Below are 18138 nucleotides of genomic sequence, written 5' to 3'. Positions count from 1 at the left end.
TCCTCGATAATATGCAGCGGATTTTGAATACTCGTGCCGGTAGCCTCAAACATTTGCCCGACTACGGTCTGCCGGATATGACCAAAATCCTCCAGGGGATGCCAGGAACGGCGCATCAGCTTATCAGCATACTTTCTCAGGTTTTATTGAAATATGAACCGCGACTAAAAGGTATTCAGGTAACGATGCAGGAGCAGGAAGCGCCGGGGCATTTGCGTTATGCAATCGATGCTGAACTGCAGGACCTGGGCATTGTTCGCTATGGCACTGACTTTACCCCTGAGGGACGGGTGCTTATTCGTCATCTTAAGAAGCAGGGCTGGCTTGAGACGAGAGTGTACTGACATGGAAAAGAATCGCATCATCACCGGTGGCGACCCGCGTGCTTTTACGGAGTTCGGGCAGTTACGCGATGAAATCAGCAAACTGACTCACCCCGCGCGCCCGGATGTTGACTGGCACAAGGTTGAACAGTTAAGCCTGACATTGTTTCGTCATAACGGCGTCGAACTGCAAACCCTGGCCTGGTATACCGTCGGCAGAATACGTAATGCGGGCCTGGTAGGGCTTGCCGAAGGCGCGGAACTTATGGAAGCCTTATTGACGCATCACTGGAGTGCTATATGGCCGCAGCAGACGCATGCCCGCGTTGATATTCTGGCATGGCTGTCTGCCCGTTTACAGCAAGAATTGCGTATGCTGACGCTGTCATATGCTGATTTATCAATGGTGTATCGGGTTGAACAGAGTTTAAAACATGCCTGCGAAGTGCTGCAGCGACTTGAGTTGAAAGCGCTGAGTAAACTGGAGGCAGTGGTTACCTGGATGCACAATGCTGCTTTGCGTCTGGAGAAGGCTGAAGCGGATTCGGGAGCGGGCGCTGTGATGATACCGGCTTCAGGTGCGACCATTAACGTTGAGACGTCAGTGCCACAGTTGGTCTTTGTGGTTAATGAACCTGTGCCATCAGAGCAATCGAGCGCAACGGTTTTTGCTACTCAAACCGCACATGGAACCCGACGGATGTGGTTGGGGTTTGCGATCGGTGTCATGGTGACTGCGGTCGTAAATACAGGCGCTTTTCTTGGTATCACTCATATGCGCGCCGACGGATATGAACTGGTGAAGCCATTGCCGCAGATGCTGACGCCAGAGCAATTGTCCACGTTGAGGCAATCTTCAGATTTGAAGGAACAGAAGCAGGAAATAATTGCCGCAACGCAAGGGCAATTGGACGTTTTACATGACCTGTCACCTTTGTGGTCGAGAGAATATGCCGCATCATTAGCGCAGCAGTTAGTCACCCTGTGGCCGGAGGAATCGCAGACAACGACATTCGTTAGTGGGTTACAGAAAGCGTTAACCACGGAAGCATTGCCGGAAAGCGCTCTGCAAAACTGGCATGATGCCCAGCAGGGTCTGGACGCGTTAACCGCCCGGCTAAATATGCTTGATGAACGCAAAGGTAAATATCTGACGGGGTCGGAGCTGAAATCAGCCATTTTCACTATCCGCCGCCAGCTTGACCAAACGCCGCCGACAGAAGAGTTATTGCGTCAAATAGATGACGAATTAAAAAAGCAGGGGAGTGTATCACCCGCTTTGTATCAGCAGCTCGATATGCGGATTAATCAGCTTCTTAATCGCTATATGCTATTGAAAGAAAGCGCTACGGGAAGGGATTAGATTCTATTCCCCAAAAAGCAAAAACCCGCCTTTTGGGCGGGTTCTTTAAATAGTGGTGCCCGGACTCGGACTAACGCCGTAGGCGTTGAACAGCGTGCTTGTCGCGCTGGCCCCGAAGGGGTGAGCCGCTGGCGGCGAATAATCGAACGGAGTTCGATGGAGAGTCCGCTTCTCCAAAAGCAAAAACCCGCCTTTTGGGCGGGTTCTTTAAATAGTGGTGCCCGGACTCGGAATCGAACCAAGGACACGGGGATTTTCAATCCCCTGCTCTACCGACTGAGCTATCCGGGCAACGAGGCGCATTAAACCCGATTCGCTTCGCTTCGTCAACGAAATTTCTTCAAATCAATGCAGACTGCACAATCTATCACCACATTGCTGCTATTGCACGCATTCTCAGGCAAAAAATGCCGTCCACGCGGCGGAAAGCGGCATTGCCAGCAGCAGGGCCGGAAGCATATTTACAACGGCAAACATTTTGATGCCGCAAATACGTAAACCGGTTGCCAGCAGCAATAGTCCGCCTACAGCGCTGAAATCAGCCATCATCGCAGGCGTGGTCAGGGGTAAAATCAGCGCCGCGCAGGCGGCCAGCGTCAACTGGATTGCCAGCATCGGCACACAAATGGCAGAGACCGCGATCCCCAGCGAACAGGCAAAAATGATGGCCGTGAAGAAATCAAGAAACGATTTCGCGATTAATATATTTGGATCGCCGGTCATGCCTTCATGTATCGCCCCGAAGATCCCGGTTCCGCTGGCGCAAAACAGCACGATGATGGCCACGTAACTTTGGATAAATGATTCATGCGTTGCGTTGGCGTCCGAACGGGTGAAAAGCTGCTGTGCTTTGGCTACGGCGGCGTTAATCCCTTTCTCCAGATGACAGAATTCGCCAATTAACGCGCCAACCAGCGTTGCCAGAACCATTACCGGCAAGTTGGCGCATTTGATAACCAGCAAGATACCAATTCCCAAAGAGCACAGGCCGAATATGGAGGTCATCGAGACCCGAATGCGCTCCGGTAAATGCTGGCTAAGTAGTGCGCCGAAAACGCCGCCAAATAAAATGGCGCCGCCATTAATAAAGGGTCCGATTACCACGTTTGCTCCTGCATACCCATTATCGTCTTGATCCTGAAGGCAATTGACTGGGTGAAATTATGTTTCAGATTGCATTATTATGCCGCTAATTTCAGACAAAATGTTTGTTTATCTGTGAGGTTTTAGCTCCGGATTTTATCTTGCGCCTGTCAGTGAAAGGTGCCATGATTGCGCGAATTTTCTCCTGTCTGAATGGGGCTGCCTGGGATGAAATTATTCCCCCTACATCGCCTTCCCTATCGCCTTTTTGCGCGACGCTTGCCCCTTCCTGCAACATATCTTCACGCTTCCACCATGCGGTGAGGTAAGCGCACGCTCACTGCAGGATAACAGTAAGATCAGAGGCTATCTGCTTTTACTGATGTCTGGCGGTCGGGGCTGGTAACCAGTTTGACCTGTCATTTCGTGGGCAAAGCAGTGCGGCTTTGCCGGGACTTTTGATTTTCCCGAAACGGGTTATTGCGCTTATGAAATCAATGAAAATTGCCGCCAGTAGTGAACTGGTCTCTCGTCTGTCCAGCCATCGTCAGGTGGTCTCGTTGGACAGCACTGATTTTACTGACGTTGCGGCAGTCGTCATTACCGTTGCGGACAGCCGCAGCGGGATCCTTGCTTTGCTTAAACGCACAGGTTTTCATTTACCCGTGTTTCTGTTCGCGGAATCCGATGTGGAGGTGCCAGCGGGAGTCAATGCGGTCATTCGCGGTCAGGCTCAGGAGTGGCTGGAGCTGGAGACTGCTGCCTGTCAGTATGAAGACGATCTACTGCCGCCGTTCTACGACACGCTGACCCAGTATGTCGAAATGGGGAACAGCACGTTTGCCTGCCCGGGACACCAACACGGTGAGTTTTTTAAGAAGCATCCTGCGGGGCGGCATTTCTACGAATTCTTTGGTGAGAATCTGTTTCGTGCGGACATGTGCAACGCTGACGTTAAGCTTGGCGATCTGCTGATTCATGAAGGGTCAGCGAAACATGCGCAGAAATTTGCCGCGAAAGTTTTCCACGCGGATAAAACCTACTTTGTGCTGAACGGAACCTCTGCGGCCAATAAAGTGGTAACCAATGCGCTGCTGACGCGTGGGGATCTGGTGCTTTTTGACCGTAACAACCATAAGTCGAACCACCACGGCGCGCTGATCCAGGCGGGTGCAACGCCGGTTTATCTGGAAGCGGCGCGTAATCCGTTTGGCTTTATCGGCGGCATTGATGAGCACTGCTTTGATGAGCAGTACCTGCGTCAGCAGATCCGTGAAGTTGCGCCACAAAAGGCTGACCAGCCGCGTCCGTTCCGTCTGGCGATCATTCAACTCGGCACTTATGACGGCACGATCTACAACGCCCGGCAGGTGATCGACAAGATCGGTAGCCTGTGTGATTACATCCTGTTTGATTCCGCATGGGTCGGCTACGAGCAATTTATCCCGATGATGGCCGATAGCTCACCGTTGCTGTTGGAGCTTAATGCTAACGATCCGGGGATCTTTGTGACGCAGTCAGTACACAAACAACAGGCTGGGTTTTCGCAAACCTCGCAGATCCACAAAAAGGATAACCACATTCGCGGCCAGGCGCGGTTCTGCCCGCATAAGCGGCTGAACAACGCGTTTATGCTGCATGCTTCCACCAGTCCGTTTTATCCGCTGTTTGCGGCGTTGGACGTTAACGCCAAAATTCATGAAGGCGAGAGCGGTCGTCGGCTATGGGCGGAGTGCGTGGCGCTGGGAATCGAGGCCCGTAAAGCGATAATTGCTCGCTGTAAGATGATTCAGCCGTTTATTCCCCCGGTGGTTGATGGCAAACCGTGGGAAACCTATCCGACGGCGGTGATTGCCAGCGAGCGTCGCTTCTTTAGCTTTGAGCCTGGCGCGAAGTGGCATGGTTTTTCCGGTTACGCGCGCGACCAGTATTTTGTCGATCCCTGCAAGCTGTTGTTAACTACCCCGGGCATTGATGCGCAAACCGGGCAATATACTGAGTTTGGTATTCCGGCGACGATTCTGGCGCATTACCTGCGTGAAAACGGCATTGTGCCGGAGAAATGCGACCTCAACTCGATTCTGTTCCTGCTGACCCCGGCTGAAAGCGCAGAGAAAATGGCGCAACTGGTGGCGATGCTGGCGCAGTTTGAACAGCACATTGAGAATGACACGCCGCTGGCTGAAGTGCTGCCCACCATCTTCAACAAGTATCCGGTGCGCTACCGGGATTACACGCTGCGTGAACTGTGTCAGGAGATGCACTCACTGTACGTCAGCTTTGATGTGAAAGATCTGCAAAAAGCGATGTTCCGTCAGGAGAGTCTGCCTGCCGTGGCGATGAATCCGCAGGATGCCAACAGCGCTTTTATTCGTGGTGATGTTGAACTGGTGCGTATTTGTGATGCTGCTGGCCGCATTGCGGCGGAAGGTGCGCTGCCTTATCCTCCGGGCGTGCTGTGCGTGGTGCCTGGCGAAGTCTGGGGCGGGGCGGTGCAACAATACTTCCTGGCGCTGGAAGAGGGGGTAAACCTGCTGCCTGGCTTCTCGCCGGAGCTGCAAGGCGTTTACAGTGAGACGGATGCAGACGGCATTAAGCGTCTGTATGGATATGTTGTGAAATAAGCGCCATCTGGCCAAAAAGAAGGTCACCTGATGGTGACCTTCTTTCATTATAAAGATTAGTGTGCGATGGTCTGCGTGCCTGCCGGAACGCGCACGTGTTTGTATTTAAACAGCGCAACGAAGGCAAATGCCAGAACCAGCGAGTAACCTGCGAAGATTAGCCACACGGTCTGCCAGTCGGTAATACCGTTCAGCGTGTAGTGTTCAACCACTTTGCCGCTCACCAGACCACCCAGAATACAACCGAAGCCGTTGGTCATCATCAGGAACATACCCTGTGCACTGGCACGAATTTCAGGGCGAACTTCTTTCTCCACGAACACGGAGCCAGAGATGTTGAAGAAGTCGAAGGCGCAGCCGTAAACAATCATCGACAGAACCAGCAGTACGGTACCGAACGGCGTCGGATCGCCGTAGGCAAACAGGCCGAAGCGCAGCATCCACGCGACGATACTGATCAGCATCACGTTCTTAATACCGTAACGGCTTAAGAAGAACGGGATGGTCAGGATAAACAGGGTCTCAGAAATCTGTGAAATCGACATCATCACCGATGCGTGTTCAACGATAAAGCTACCAGAGAACAGCGGGTTGTTGTCGAAGCTGTGCAGGAAGGTATTACCAAACATATTGGTAATCTGCAGCTCCGCGCCCAGCATCATTGAGAAGATGAAGAAAATCGCCATGCGCTTGTTTTTAAACAGCGCAAAGGCATCCAGACCCAGCATAGACGACCAGCTCTGGTTTTTCTGCTGATTGTCGACCGGAATATGCGGCAGCGTCAGAGTGAACAGCGCCAGTACCACAGACAACGTCGCACCGATATACAGCTGCATATGACTCAGTTCAAAGCCGGAGAAGCTTACGCCCCACATCGCCATGATAAAGCCGATGGTGCCCCAGATACGAATTGGTGGGAAATCGGTAACGATATCCATCCCGGCTGATTGCAGACGATAGTAGGAGATGGTGTTGATGAGCCCCAGCGTTGGCATATAGGCCAGTGAGTTAAGCAAAATCACAAAGAACATGGCGCCTGGCGTGGTGACTTCGGCTGCGGCGAACAGCGTTGCGGCACCGACCAGGTGACAAATGGTGTATACCCATTTCGCACTGACCCATTTGTCGGCCACGATCCCTAACAGCGTCGGCATAAACACGGCGGCGATCCCCAGCGAGCTATACACCGCGCCAATGGATGCACCATCGAATTTAAGGGTGACAAACATATAGGAGCCGAGAGTAGTCAGCCAACTACCCCATAAGCAGAACTGCAGAAACGAGAGAACTTTCAGCTGCAGCTTAAGATTCATGTTAATTTCCTCACACCGTAATGCGGATGAATGTTTTAAAAGGCACATTTGCCGTGGCTATATGATGTGATTCTATCAACGAGCAGCACTCTTTTTTTGTTACCTGTGACAAATATTTGCAAACAATTTCTAATTGCAAGGCAAAAGAGTGATGGAGTTAACACTTTTCCCTCTTCTGAACCTCGTTTAAGGGGCCAGAAGAGGGATACATTAGCGGCGTCGATATGATTTTTGTGCGGAATTGACCTTGTAAAGGTATCGGCGTGATTCAGCTGATGGGTGTCGGGTGGTCAGGATTTGATAAACGTCCCCAGGGGACATGCTGTTAATGATATTCGCGGCCTGAATTTTATCATTCGAGAACACACGCAGCACGCTGCCGGCACCGCCGTTATACGCGGTGATCACCGCATAGCGACGCGAGGTTGGATTATCAATGCCGCCCAAATAGACATTGTTGAGCATGGCCAGATAAGCCGTGCCGGTATCAATGTTGCTGGCCGGGTCAAACAGGAAGCTGCGGCTAGGTGTGCCTGATCGCCCTTGCGAGCGGAAAACATCTTTCCCGGCGCTGTGTTGTACCACCTGCATCAGTCCCAGCGCATCGGCATGGCTGACCGCATACGGGTTAAACGAGGATTCGGTTTGCATGATGGCCAGAATCAGCGATTCGTCAACGCCATACTTACGCGATGCCTGACGCACCATGCCGATGTATTTATGCGCGCGCTTATCAAGGTGGTTTGGTACCAGATTGATCGTTACGCTATAAATGATACGCAGGCCATTGCTGCGGCTTTTAAGTCGCGTTTGCAGCAGGTAGTTGGCAAAGTTGGTGGCACGTCCCTCCCAACGAATTGGCTGTCCGGTATTATCGACCACCTGTCCGTACAGGAACGGCTCTTTGGAAATCTTAATGTCGTCGACATCGGAATAGAGATCGATAGAACCCGGATCATCGCCCATCAGCAACGTCTTGATAATCGCCCGACGCAGGTGCCCGGCAGGATCTGTTCCGGCAATGGTCTCGACGGTTATCGTACCGTCATCAAAGTTGATGTGGCTGCGGGTTTGGTACTGATCGGTATACTTTACGTAGTCCTTCGGACCCGCAATCAGCACTTCCTTAAATCCCCACAGATTCTCAATGTTATGGGCAAATTGCCCCATCAGAATATCAAAACCGTTGGTATCCTTGACCCAGGCTTCGTTATAGGAATCGCCTTTTTTGGTCGAATTGGAACAGGAGATGAGCAACGGCGCAATAACGGCAAGCGCGAGATATTTTTTCATCATTCCGGGAGTGCGTGTTGTGTTTGTTATATGCAAGGACCAGATTAAATCGTCGGCCGGATAAGCGCAGCGCCATCCGGCAACGGTTCTTATGACTCTGGTGTATAGCCTTCAATATGCACGTCCTTACCCTCAAACAGGAAGTTGATCATCTCCTGCTCCAGCAGTTTACGGTGCTCGACGTTCATCATATTGAGTTTCTTCTCGTTAATCAGCATGGTTTGCTTGTGCTGCCATTGCGCCCAGGCTTCTTTAGAAATCTCGTTATAAATGCGTTTTCCCAGATCGCCTGGGTACAGCTGAAAATCCTGACCTTCTGCTTCGCGTTGCAGGAAAGTGCAAAAAATCGTTCTGCTCATAAAAAATCCTCTCTTTCGACCGCTACGTTAAACCTGTGTACCGGCACGTAATTGCTGTAACAAACGCTCCACGGGAGCCGCCAGTCCAACAGATGGCGGTTGCGCTAAGTTATACCAGAGCGCGTTGCCTTCATCCATGCATGAGGTGCATGAAGACACGGGAAGCCACATAGGCACAATATCTAAGTGGAAATGGCTAAAGGTATGGCGAAACGCATTAAGTTGGATCAGATTATCTGTGTTAATTTGCCGTTGCGCCAGCCACTTACGCAGCCCATCTTCGTCGTCAAACTGCGGAAAACAGTATAAACCACCCCATAAGCCGCTGGGCGGACGCTGCGATAGCAACACCTCGTCATCATGCTGCAGCAGTAAAAAATAGCCCGTACGTTCCGGTAACGTCTGTTTGGGTTTTTTACCAGGATACAGCGCCCAGCTTGCATTGGCGGCCGCTACACAGCCATTTTCTAACGGACACAGCGAACATTTAGGCTTTGAACGTGTACAAACCATAGCGCCTAAATCCATCATCGCCTGGTTAAAACGCTCAACGCCGTGGGCAGGCGTAACCTGCTCGCTCAGTTCCCACAGTTTCTTTTCGACCTCTTTTTTCCCCGGCCAGCCGCTTACAGCATAACAGCGAGCCAGCACGCGTTTGACGTTACCGTCAAGAATCGGAAAATGCTGACCCAGAGAGAGTGAAAGGATCGCGCCTGCGGTCGAGCGTCCAACGCCTGGCAGGGCGGCGACTTCATCAAAGGTTTGCGGAAAAGTACCGCCATGCAGCGCCACAACCTGCTGCGCGGCTTTATGTAAATTGCGCGCACGGGCGTAATAGCCCAGTCCGGTCCATAAATGCAGAACTTCATCCAGCGGCGCATGGGCCAAATCCGTTACCGTCGGAAAGCGCGTCATAAAGCGCTCAAAATAGGGGATAACGGTGGCAACCTGAGTTTGTTGCAGCATCACCTCAGAGAGCCATACTTTGTAAGGCGTCTTGTCAATTTGCCAGGGCAGCGTCTTGCGCCCGTATTTGTCGTACCAGCTCAAAACCTGAGCTGAAAATTGAGAGGCTTGCATGATTACCGTTTCATTATTGCCGGGGGCAAGATTGCAGCACAGCGGCAACGGGGTGTAAACCGGAACTTTCCGCTGCTCACTTTCTTCCTTTACTTGCATCCGGCAACTAACTTTGGATAATGCCCGTTTTCAGAACTCAAACACAGCAGACTAAACTTTTATGAAGAACGACGTCATTTCACCGGAATTTGATGAAAACGGCCGCCCTCTGCGCCGGATTCGTAGTTTTGTTCGTCGCCAGGGGCGACTGACGAAAGGGCAGGAACACGCGCTGGAAAACTACTGGCCGGTGATGGGCGTTGAGTTCAGCGAAGAGCCTGTAGATTTCGCTGCGCTGTTTGGTCGCGATGCGCCAGTCACGCTTGAAATTGGTTTTGGGATGGGGGCTTCGCTGGTGGCGATGGCGAAAGCGCGTCCGGAACAGAATTTCCTCGGCATCGAGGTTCACTCGCCGGGCGTTGGCGCGTGTCTGGCTTCAGCCCATGAAGAGGGCGTCGAGAACTTGCGTGTCATGTGCCATGATGCCGTTGAAGTCCTGCATAAAATGATTCCTGACAATTCTTTATCTATGGTTCAGCTGTTTTTCCCTGACCCGTGGCATAAAGCACGTCATAATAAACGCCGTATCGTTCAGGTACCGTTTGCTGAGCATATCTTAAGTAAGCTGAAGCTGGGCGGCGTGTTCCATATGGCAACCGACTGGGAAGCGTATGCGGAGCACATGCTGGAAGTGATGTCCTCTATCGACGGGTATAAAAACCAGTCAGAGAGTAACGATTATGTACCGCGCCCACAATCGCGCCCGGTAACCAAATTTGAACAACGTGGTCATCGTCTTGGCCACGGCGTATGGGACTTAATGTTCGAGAGGGTGAAATAATGGCAAAGAACCGTAGCCGTCGTCTGCGTAAAAAAATGCACATCGACGAATTCCAGGAAATAGGATTTTCGGTTGCATGGCGTTTCCCGGAAGGTACATCTGGAGAGCAGGTCGATAAAATCGTTGATGACTTTATCGATGAGGTTATCGAACCGAACAAACTGGCCTTTGACGGCAGCGGCTATCTGGCCTGGGAAGGTCTGATCTGTCTGCAGGAAATCGGCAAATGCACCGAAGAACATCAGGCAATCGTCCGTAAGTGGCTGGAAGAGCATAAACTTGAAGAAGTGCGCACCAGCGAACTTTTCGATATTTGGTGGGACTAAGTAGCACAGGGTCGGCAAATGCCGGCCCGATTTGTATTGAGGGAAAGATATGATGCGCAAAACGCTGCTGGCGGCAGTCCTAACGTTCACGGCGATGGCCGCACATGCCGATTATCAGTGCAGCGTCACCCCACGTGACGATGTGATTTTGAACCCACAAACGGTGCAGGTGAAAGGCGAAAACGGCGATCTGGTTATTACCCAGGCCGGCGATGTCACCTTTAACGGTAAGCAGTACAACCTGAACGCCGCACAGCGTGAGCAGGCTAAAGATTATCAGGCCGCGTTGCGTAGCAGCCTGCCGTGGATTGACGAAGGTGCCAGAGCGCGCGTAGAGAAAGGTCGCGTGGCGCTGGACAAAATCATCGCCAAAGAGGTCGGTGAAAGCAGCAACATGCGTGGCCGCTTAACCAAGCTGGATGCGCAATTGAAAGCGCAGATGAACCGCATCATCGAACATCGTACTGATGGGCTGACCTTCCACTATAAGGCGATTGACCAGGTCCGCGCCGACGGGCAGCAATTAGTGAATCAGGCGATGGGCGGCATTTTGCAGGACAGCATCAACGAGATGGGTGCCAAAGCTGTGCTCAAAGGCGGCGGTAATCCGCTGCAGGGCGTGCTCGGGAGCCTCGGTGGTTTGCAAACGTCAATTCAGAACGAATGGAAGAATCAGGAACAAGACTTCCAGCAGTTTGGCAAAGATGTTTGCGCCCGCGTCGTGACGCTGGAAAACGATCGTAAAACGCTGGTTAGCACGCTGAAATAATTTTCACCTCTTTTTAACGGCACAGAAACATTCTGTGCCGTTTTATTTTGTATCTTTCTGTTTTTTTGATATCCATCTCTAAGAATGGCAATTTGATGGAGATATAAATCTGGTTAATTGGATGCCGTCACATTATTCATCTGTAAGATAGACATAATGCTGCAAATTCAAGTAACTGGAGAAATAACATGGAGTTTTTCAAGAAAACGGCACTTGCCGCACTGGTTATGGGTTTCAGCGGCGCGGCGCTTGCACTGCCAAACATCACTATTTTAGCAACCGGCGGGACCATTGCCGGCGGTGGTGATTCCGCGACAAAATCTAACTACACGGCAGGCAAGGTAGGCGTAGAGAATCTGGTTGAAGCCGTACCTCAGTTGAAAGACATCGCGGTTGTTAAAGGCGAGCAGGTGGTGAACATCGGCTCTCAGGATATGAATGACGACGTCTGGTTAACGCTGGCGAAAAAGATTAACACCGAGTGTGATAAAACCGACGGTTTTGTCGTGACACATGGTACGGATACCATGGAAGAAACCGCCTATTTCCTCGACCTGACCGTCAAGTGCAACAAGCCGGTAGTGCTGGTGGGTGCAATGCGTCCGTCTACAGGGATGAGCGCCGATGGTCCGTTCAACCTGTATAACGCAGTGGTGACGGCTGCAGACAAAGCCTCTGCCAACCGTGGCGTGCTGGTGGTGATGAACGACACCGTGATGGATGGTCGCGACGTGACCAAAACCAACACTACCGATGTAGCCACCTTCAAATCCGTTAACTATGGCCCGCTGGGCTACATCCATAACGGCAAGATTGACTACCAGCGTACGCCTGCGCGTAAGCACACCACGTCTACTCCGTTCGATGTGTCTAAGCTGACCGAACTGCCGAAAGTGGGGATTGTTTACAACTACGCTAACGCCTCGGATCTGCCGGCCAAAGCGCTGGTCGACGCGGGTTATGCGGGTATCGTCAGTGCGGGTGTAGGTAACGGCAACTTGTATAAAACGGTATTCGATACGCTGGCCACTGCCGCGCATAAAGGTACCGTCGTGGTGCGTTCCTCCCGTGTACCAACCGGCTCCACCACGCAGGATGCTGAAGTTGATGATGCGAAATACGGCTTTGTGGCTTCAGGTTCTCTGAACCCGCAAAAAGCGCGTGTTCTGCTGCAGCTTGCGCTGACGCAAACCAAGGATCCTAAGCAGATCCAGGAAATGTTTAATCAGTATTAATCGATGCAGGTGGCTGCGCTTATCGCCCTAACCCTGTAGGCCTGATAAGCGCAGCGCCATCAGGCAATTTGCCGGATGGCGGCTCAAGGCCTTATCCGGCCTACATCGTTACCGTATTACTCCGCCAGGAACAATTCCAGCAGCGAATTCAAAAACAGCTTACCGTGTTGGGTAATCTGCCAGTATTCATCGCATTCACTCAGGTAACCCTGGGCGATAGCTGCATCAATCTGTCCACGAATAACGTCTTCGGCAAGCCCGGTGTATTGCGTGAATTCTGCACGCGGCGCGGCCTCCAGTAGCCGGAAACGGTTCATAAAGAACTCGAACGGCTTGTCGGCTTCGGCGACATCACGCTGGCTTTCCAGGTAACGTCCTTGCATGTATCCGCGTGGATGCCGCGTTTTGGTGGTGCGCAGGATGCGTCCGTCCGGGAAAGTGATTTTGCCGTGCGCGCCGCAGCCAATGCCAAGATAGTCGCCAAAACGCCAGTAATTGAGATTGTGCTGACACTGATAGCCCGGTTTCGCATAGGCTGAGGTTTCGTACTGTTGATACCCCGCGGCAGTCAGCAACTGGTGGCCTTGCTCAAAAATATCCCACAGCGCGTCATCGTCCGGTAATACCGGCGGACGTGAACCAAATAGCGTGTTGGGTTCGATAGTCAGCTGATACCAGGAGAGATGCGGCGGGTTGAGCGCGATGGCCTGTTGCAAATCGCCCAACGCCTCTTCCAGAGTCTGATCCGGCAGGCCGTGCATCAGATCGAGATTAAAGCTACGTAGCCCCAGACCGCTCGCCAGATTCGCGGCACGTTTGGCTTCTTCCGGTCCGTGAATACGCCCCAGGCGCTCAAGTTTGGCGACGCTAAAGCTCTGTACGCCAATGGAGATTCGGTTTACGCCAGCGCGTTGATAATCAACAAAGCGATCGGCTTCCACCGTACCGGGATTCGCCTCCATCGTGATTTCTGCATCCGCGGCCAGCTTCAGGCTTGCGCGCACGCCGTCGAGCAGTGTTTGCATTGCCGGGCCAGAAAGCAGGCTCGGCGTACCGCCACCGATAAAAATTGTCTTTACTTCACGTTCCTGGGCGTGGGCAACCTCAGTATCCAGATCGCTCAACAGATGCTGCACATAGTCGTCATGAGGAACATCGCCCTTCAGTGCATGCGAGTTAAAGTCGCAGTACGGACATTTTTGCACGCACCACGGGATGTGAATATAAAGACTTAGCGGCGGAAGCTTAACCATTACGCAGGGCATCCAGCAGCAGCTTCAACGCCTGTCCGCGGTGAGAAATCGCACTTTTCTCTTCCCGGGTCAGTTCAGCCGCCGTTTTCCCTTCAGTCGGCACAAAGAAGATCGGGTCGTAGCCAAAGCCACCGTTTCCGGCAGGTTCACGGGTAATAATACCCGGCCAGCTTCCGTGGCACACTACCGGCGTTGGATCGTCTGCGTGGCGCATATAGACCAGCACGCAGTGGAACTGTGCCTGGCGCTTGTCATCAGGAACATCCTGCAGGGTGTGAAGCAGTTTTTCCAGATTCTGCCTGTCGGTCGCATCTTCGCCGGAATAACGGGCCGAATAGATGCCCGGCGCGCCGCCCAGGGCGTTCACCGCCAGACCGGAGTCATCAGCAATGGCCGGTAGTCCGGTAATTTGCGCGGCATGACGCGCCTTCAGAATGGCATTCTCAATAAACGTCAGCCCGGTCTCTTCTGCAGAATCAACACCCAGATCCGTTTGGGCAACGACATCAAGTCCGAAATCACTCAGAAGAGAGGCGAGTTCACGCACTTTACCGGCATTGCCGGTCGCGAGGACAACTTTTTGCATGGGATACCTAATCAGTTAGTGCCGCAATTTCGGGCGGGATCTGTTGCGGATGAATGATTTTAACCTGTTTGTGACGGCCAAGCTCGCCCTTCTCAATAACGACCTGGCTTTTTGCCACACGGAACTGTTTGCCGAGAAATTTCACCAGATGGCTGTTCGCTTGCCCATCCACCGGCGGGGCGGTAATGGCGACTTTTACTTCGTCGCCATGCAAACCCACAATACTGTCACGGCTGGCTTTAGGCTGAATGTAGAGCCGTAAAACCAGACCGTCGTCGCAGGGTGTAACGGCACTCATAGCGCCATCCACAGCCCCGGCAGCAGCATATTACCTGTCGCCTGTAACACTTCCGCGATACCCATGTTAATCACATAGAGCAGCAGAACCAGAATCATCGGCGAGAAATCGATGCCGCCCATGCCCGGGAGTATACGACGGATAGGGCGCAGCAGTGGGTCCGCCAGTTGGATCAACACATATTCAACAGGGCTGCGGCCCTGACTGACCCAGCTCATAATCGCCATCACCAGCAGTACCCAGAAAATCAGCAGTCCGATGGTCTTGAGGACAATCAGTACGGCGGCGATCCAGATAATCGGCTGGAACGTGACCACCTTAAACAGCACGATGGCTTTGATAAAGCTGAGAACGAACGCAACTAATGCCGAGGCGCTGTCAATCGGCCCCATCGGGGGAATCACACGGCGTAACGGCCCAATAACAGGCTGAGTGATTTTCACTATAAACTGCGAGAACGGGTTGTAAAAATCGCAGCGAGACCATTGCATCCACACGCGTAGCAGCAGCGCCATGGTATACAGCTCAATTACCGTTGAGAGCAGGAAGGTCAACGTATTCATGGTGTTCCTTAGTTTTCCCTATTTTTTAGTGTAATCACGAGCACCAAAAATGGCGGTGCCAATGCGCACCATCGTGCTACCCGCCGCAATTGCGGCATCCATATCATCAGACATCCCCAGTGAGAGGGTGTCGATGCCTGGGTAGCGTGTTTTCAACCCGGTAAATGCTACAGCCATTTGCTGTGCAACTTCAAACTGCCTTACATAATCTGACTCAGGCGCCGGAATTGCCATCAGACCACGCAGGTTAATACGCGGCAATGCGGCGACCTCAGCGGCCAGTGCATCAAGCTCTGCCAGCGGAATACCCGACTTACTGTTCTCATCGCTGATATTAATTTGGATCAGCACATTCAGCGGCGGCAGTTCCGCCGGGCGCTGTTCGCTCAGACGGGCAGCGATGCGTAGGCGATCAATCGTATGACACCAGTCAAAATGTTCAGCGACCAGACGGCTTTTGTTGGACTGCAGTGGGCCGATAAAGTGCCACTGCAGATCGTTGACGCCTTGTTCCCGGAAGTAGCGAATTTTATCCACTCCTTCCTGAACATAGTTTTCACCGAAGGCTCGCTGACCTGCGGCAATGGCATCTTCGATGGCGCTCGCAGGTTTGGTTTTACTGACTGCAAGCAACGTAACTTCTTCTGAAGACCGCCCGCAACGCGTCGCGGCGGCTGAGATTTTGTCCCGGACCTGTGCCAGGTTATGCGCGATATCGTTCATTTTCCGAGGATGTTCATATGAATATGGAAGAAATAGTGGCCCTTAGTGTAAAGCATTACGTGTCGGATCTACACCTGTGCAATGCATGGCCTGCGCGCTGGCGCATACGCGGAAATGTCGAAATCGCGCCGTTTACCACGCCTGACGTAGAGACGTTGCTGATGTGCTGGCTCAGTGAGCAACAACAGGTACAGTGGCAGAAACAGGGGCAGCTGGATTTTGCCATTACGCTGGCGAACTCACGGCGTCTGCGCGCGAGCGCATTTGTGCATCAGCAGGGAATCTCTCTGGCGCTAAGGCTATTGCCGCTTGATTGCCCATGTTTGGATGATCTCCAGACTCCCGCCGCCTTACCTGAGTTGCTGCACAGTGAAAATGGATTAATTCTGGTGACCGGCGCTACCGGCAGCGGTAAATCAACGACCCTGGCGGCGATGGTGGCATATCTTAATCAGCACGTCGCGGGACATATTTTGACGCTGGAAGATCCCATTGAATATCGTTACACCAGCCAGCGTTGTCTCATTCAACAACGGGAGGTGGGCGTACACTGCGCTTCTTTCGCCGCCGGTTTGCGCGGCGCGCTACGCGAAGATCCTGATGTCATTCTGCTGGGCGAGCTGCGCGACGTAGAAACCATTCGTCTGGCGTTAACGGCTGCGGAAACCGGGCATCTGGTGCTGGCAACGTTACACACGCGAGGGGCGGCTCAGGCGATTGCGCGGCTGGTGGATACTTTTCCCGCACCGGAGAAAGATCCGGTGCGTAATCAACTGGCAGACAGCCTGCGGGCAGTGCTTTCGCAAAAGCTGGAACAAGATAAGCAGGGAGGACGCGTGGCGCTATTCGAACTGCTCATCAACACGCCCGCCGTCGGTAACCTGATCCGTGAAGGGAAAACGCATCAGCTACCCGGCGTAATTCAAACCGGGCAACAGACAGGCATGCAGACGTTTACGCAGAGCCTGCAGCAGCGCCAGGCGCAGGGACGGCTTTAGTAGCCCTGCTCGAAATAGCTTTCGAGAATAATAACGGCAGAAGCAGAGTCCACTTTACCTTTATTCAGTGCCCGGTACCCGCCTTGCTCAAACAGGCCGGAACGGGCTTCGACGGTACTCAAACGCTCATCATGCAACGTCACGGTAACGCCAAAACGACCGTGAATACGGTTAGCGAACTTGCGTGCGCGTGCGGTAAGGGGTTGTTCGGTGCCATCCATATTGAGCGGTAAGCCGACAATGATTTCGTCCGGCTGCCACTCTTTCAGCAGGCGTTCAATCAAATTCCAGTCCGGCGTACCGTCCTGTGCTTTGATCGCGGGCAAGGGTCTCGCGGTACCGGTAATACGCTGACCAATCGCAACGCCAATGCTTTTGGTACCAAAGTCGAAAGAGAGTAATGTTCCGCTCATCAGGCATGTCCCGCCACGCCAGGCATGGTCAGAATATCTATCCCGATAAGTTTCGCCGCATCGCGCCAGCGGTCGGCAATCGGCGTTTTAAACAAGATGTTGAGATCGGCGGGGGCCGTAAGCCAGGCATTATCCAGCAGTTCTTGTTCGAGCTGGCCTTTTTCCCATGATGAATAGCCTAGCGCAACCAGCACCTCAGAGGGTTGCTCCTGCGTACCTAAGGTTTCTAATACATCGCGGGAGGTGGTGATGATGGTGTTATCTGAAATGCGGATACTGGATGCAAAGCGTGACGGCGGGGTATGCAGAATAAACCCACGGTCTTCCGCCAGCGGTCCGCCGAGCATCACCGGTTTATCCAGACGAATAGCCGGATCGCGTGCTTCAGGTGTAATTTTCAGCTTTTCCAGAATCCCTTCAATTTGTAAGTTTTCCAGAGGTTTATTGATGATAATCCCCATTGCTCCGTTCTCATTGTGTTCACAGATATACACCACGGAACGGCGGAAAATCGGATCCTGGAGAGCAGGCATGGCAATAAGAAAGTGATGCTGTAAATTCATTGTCAGAGGTTCTGTTTCCTGGTTCAAAAAAGCAACAGCGCCCAGTATGCGTACAAATACGAGCGCTGTCACTATGAGTATTGGTAGGATCCC

20 protein-coding genes and 1 tRNA gene are annotated in these 18138 nt (G+C 52.6%); 8 read left to right on the top strand and 13 right to left on the bottom strand.

Annotated features, from left to right (window positions below; translation table 11 throughout):
* A partial coding sequence (tssE, locus tag KQJ18_RS04850; protein ID WP_216421556.1) for a type VI secretion system baseplate subunit TssE occupies window positions 1-344 on the top strand: 344 nt, incomplete at its 5' end.
* Window position 345: 1 nt separating this feature from the next.
* Entirely contained in the window at window positions 346-1686 is a 1341-nt protein-coding gene (locus KQJ18_RS04845; RefSeq protein WP_216421555.1) for a VasL domain-containing protein, read from the top strand.
* 215 nt (window positions 1687-1901) lie between these two features.
* On the opposite strand, the gene KQJ18_RS04840 is transcribed toward KQJ18_RS04845, so the two are convergent.
* Window positions 1902-1977, bottom strand: a tRNA-Phe gene (locus KQJ18_RS04840).
* 105 nt (window positions 1978-2082) lie between these two features.
* Entirely contained in the window at window positions 2083-2790 is a 708-nt protein-coding gene (locus KQJ18_RS04835) for a DUF554 domain-containing protein (protein ID WP_038633642.1), read from the bottom strand.
* A gap of 467 nt (window positions 2791-3257) precedes the next feature.
* On the opposite strand from KQJ18_RS04835, the gene KQJ18_RS04830 reads away from it, so the two are divergent.
* Window positions 3258-5393, top strand: a complete 2136-nt coding sequence (locus KQJ18_RS04830) for an ornithine decarboxylase (RefSeq protein WP_137347442.1) — start codon at window positions 3258-3260, stop codon at window positions 5391-5393.
* Window positions 5394-5449: 56 nt separating this feature from the next.
* Here the strand turns inward: KQJ18_RS04830 and KQJ18_RS04825 are convergent, their stop codons facing one another.
* From KQJ18_RS04825 to mutY, 4 genes are all read right to left on the bottom strand, one after another.
* Complete coding sequence (locus tag KQJ18_RS04825) at window positions 5450-6706, bottom strand: nucleoside permease (RefSeq protein WP_199964004.1); 1257 nt, start codon at window positions 6704-6706, stop codon at window positions 5450-5452.
* A gap of 210 nt (window positions 6707-6916) precedes the next feature.
* Complete coding sequence (gene mltC, locus KQJ18_RS04820; RefSeq protein WP_160955388.1) at window positions 6917-8002, bottom strand: membrane-bound lytic murein transglycosylase MltC; 1086 nt, start codon at window positions 8000-8002, stop codon at window positions 6917-6919.
* Window positions 8003-8088: 86 nt separating this feature from the next.
* Window positions 8089-8358 carry an oxidative damage protection protein gene (locus tag KQJ18_RS04815; protein ID WP_003027126.1) on the bottom strand — a complete coding sequence of 90 codons (270 nt, stop codon included), beginning with the start codon at window positions 8356-8358 and terminating at the stop codon, window positions 8089-8091.
* Window positions 8359-8385: 27 nt separating this feature from the next.
* Window positions 8386-9438, bottom strand: coding sequence for an A/G-specific adenine glycosylase (mutY, locus tag KQJ18_RS04810; RefSeq protein ID WP_110496878.1), 1053 nt, complete (start codon window positions 9436-9438; stop codon window positions 8386-8388).
* A 160-nt stretch (window positions 9439-9598) separates the two neighbouring features.
* On the opposite strand from mutY, the gene trmB reads away from it, so the two are divergent.
* From trmB to ansB, 4 genes are all read left to right on the top strand, one after another.
* Window positions 9599-10318, top strand: a complete 720-nt coding sequence (gene trmB / locus KQJ18_RS04805; RefSeq protein WP_038633629.1) for a tRNA (guanosine(46)-N7)-methyltransferase TrmB — start codon at window positions 9599-9601, stop codon at window positions 10316-10318.
* Window positions 10318-10644, top strand: a complete 327-nt coding sequence (locus KQJ18_RS04800) for a YggL family protein (protein ID WP_038633626.1) — start codon at window positions 10318-10320, stop codon at window positions 10642-10644. Before trmB ends, KQJ18_RS04800 begins: the two co-directional genes overlap by 1 nt.
* A 49-nt stretch (window positions 10645-10693) precedes the next feature.
* Window positions 10694-11413, top strand: a complete 720-nt coding sequence (locus tag KQJ18_RS04795; RefSeq protein ID WP_038633622.1) for a DUF2884 domain-containing protein — start codon at window positions 10694-10696, stop codon at window positions 11411-11413.
* A gap of 188 nt (window positions 11414-11601) precedes the next feature.
* Window positions 11602-12648, top strand: coding sequence for an L-asparaginase 2 (gene ansB, locus KQJ18_RS04790; RefSeq protein ID WP_038633619.1), 1047 nt, complete (start codon window positions 11602-11604; stop codon window positions 12646-12648).
* Between the two features lie 116 nt (window positions 12649-12764).
* Here ansB and hemW read toward each other — a convergent pair whose 3' ends face one another.
* From hemW to KQJ18_RS04765, 5 genes are read right to left on the bottom strand one after another with little or no spacing between them, the layout of a single operon-like run.
* On the bottom strand, window positions 12765-13901 hold the full coding sequence (hemW, locus tag KQJ18_RS04785) for a radical SAM family heme chaperone HemW (protein WP_216421554.1): 1137 nt from the start codon (window positions 13899-13901) through the stop codon (window positions 12765-12767).
* Complete coding sequence (locus KQJ18_RS04780) at window positions 13894-14487, bottom strand: XTP/dITP diphosphatase (protein WP_038633614.1); 594 nt, start codon at window positions 14485-14487, stop codon at window positions 13894-13896. Before KQJ18_RS04780 ends, hemW begins: the two co-directional genes overlap by 8 nt.
* Window positions 14488-14494: 7 nt before the next feature.
* Window positions 14495-14785, bottom strand: a complete 291-nt coding sequence (gene yggU, locus KQJ18_RS04775; protein WP_003027101.1) for a DUF167 family protein YggU — start codon at window positions 14783-14785, stop codon at window positions 14495-14497.
* Entirely contained in the window at window positions 14782-15348 is a 567-nt protein-coding gene (locus tag KQJ18_RS04770) for a YggT family protein (RefSeq protein WP_121529528.1), read from the bottom strand. Before KQJ18_RS04770 ends, yggU begins: the two co-directional genes overlap by 4 nt.
* 18 nt (window positions 15349-15366) lie before the next feature.
* Window positions 15367-16071: a YggS family pyridoxal phosphate-dependent enzyme gene (locus tag KQJ18_RS04765; protein ID WP_199979281.1), complete on the bottom strand. Its 705-nt coding sequence runs from the start codon at window positions 16069-16071 to the stop codon at window positions 15367-15369.
* A 17-nt stretch (window positions 16072-16088) separates the two neighbouring features.
* Between KQJ18_RS04765 and KQJ18_RS04760 the strand changes: the two genes are divergently transcribed.
* Window positions 16089-17069 (top strand): type IV pilus twitching motility protein PilT, encoded by a 981-nt coding sequence (locus KQJ18_RS04760; protein ID WP_216421553.1) that lies wholly within the window; start codon window positions 16089-16091, stop codon window positions 17067-17069.
* Here KQJ18_RS04760 and ruvX read toward each other — a convergent pair.
* Both ruvX and KQJ18_RS04750 read right to left on the bottom strand, forming a co-directional pair.
* On the bottom strand, window positions 17066-17482 hold the full coding sequence (gene ruvX / locus KQJ18_RS04755) for a Holliday junction resolvase RuvX (RefSeq protein ID WP_038633601.1): 417 nt from the start codon (window positions 17480-17482) through the stop codon (window positions 17066-17068). The two genes, KQJ18_RS04760 and ruvX, sit on opposite strands and share 4 nt — an antisense overlap.
* A complete protein-coding gene (locus tag KQJ18_RS04750) occupies window positions 17482-18045 on the bottom strand; it encodes a YqgE/AlgH family protein (RefSeq protein WP_032940453.1) in 564 nt (187 codons plus the stop codon). Before KQJ18_RS04750 ends, ruvX begins: the two co-directional genes overlap by 1 nt.
* Window positions 18046-18138: the final 93 nt, after the last annotated feature.

Source organism: Citrobacter sp. S55_ASV_140 (assembly GCF_018919505.1).
Lineage (GTDB): Bacteria > Pseudomonadota > Gammaproteobacteria > Enterobacterales > Enterobacteriaceae > Citrobacter > Citrobacter werkmanii.
The sequence above is the reverse complement of the archived record's forward strand: the minus strand, read 5'-3'. Positions and strand labels throughout refer to the sequence as shown.